The 931-nt window shown below is 66.4% G+C and carries 1 protein-coding gene; it reads right to left on the minus strand.

The window, feature by feature from the left end; genetic code table 11:
- Nucleotides 1–931: metallopeptidase TldD-related protein (locus tag EOA33_RS36955; RefSeq protein ID WP_127407812.1), on the minus strand; the 931-nt coding region annotated here is incomplete at both ends.

Here is a 931-nt window from a genome sequence, read left to right on the forward strand (position 1 = left end):
GTGCCGCCCACCGTCATCTGGTTCATCCTCAGATGCGGCTGGCCGACACCCACCGGCACGCCTTGTCCGGCCTTGCCGCACATGCCGATGCCGTTGTCGAGCTTCATGTCGTTGCCGACCATGGTGACGCGGTGCATGGCGTCCGGCCCGTTGCCGATCAGCATCGCGCCCTTGATCGGCTGCGTTACCTTGCCGTCCTCGATCATGTACGCCTCGGTGCAGCCGAACACGAATTTGCCCGACGTGATGTCGACCTGGCCGCCGCCGAAGGAGACGGCATAGATGCCGTTCTTGACCGAGGCGATGATCTCTTCCGGCTGCATTTCGCCGGCGGTCATGTAGGTGTTGGTCATGCGCGGCATCGGCTGGTGCGCATAGCCTTCGCGCCTTCCATTGCCGGTCGCCTTCATGCCCATCAGCCGCGCGTTCTGGCGATCCTGCATGTAGCCGACCAGCTTGCCGTCCTCGATCAGCACGTTGCGCGCCGAGGGCGTGCCCTCGTCGTCGACGGTCAGCGAGCCGCGCCGTTCGGGTAGCGTGCCGTCGTCGACGACGGTGACGCCTTTCGCCGCCACCTGCTGGCCCATCAGCCCGGCGAAGGCAGAAGTCTTCTTGCGGTTGAAGTCGCCCTCCAGTCCGTGGCCGACGGCTTCGTGCAGCATGACGCCAGGCCAGCCGCTGGACAGCACGATGTCGAATGTGCCGGCCGGCGCCGGCACGGCCTCTAGATTGACCAGCGCCTGGCGCAACGCCTCCTTGGCGGCGTGCTTCCAGCTCTCCTCGACCAGGAATTCGCCAAAACTCTTGCGGCCGCCCATGCCGTAGGAGCCGCTCTCCTGGCGGTCGCCGCTGCCGACCACGACCGCGACGTTGATTCTGACCAGCGGGCGGATCTCGCGCACCATCTGGCCGTCGGCGCGCACGATCTCGA

The organism is Mesorhizobium sp. M4A.F.Ca.ET.050.02.1.1, from assembly GCF_003997725.1.
In the GTDB taxonomy this organism is placed as follows: Bacteria; Pseudomonadota; Alphaproteobacteria; order Rhizobiales; family Rhizobiaceae; genus Mesorhizobium.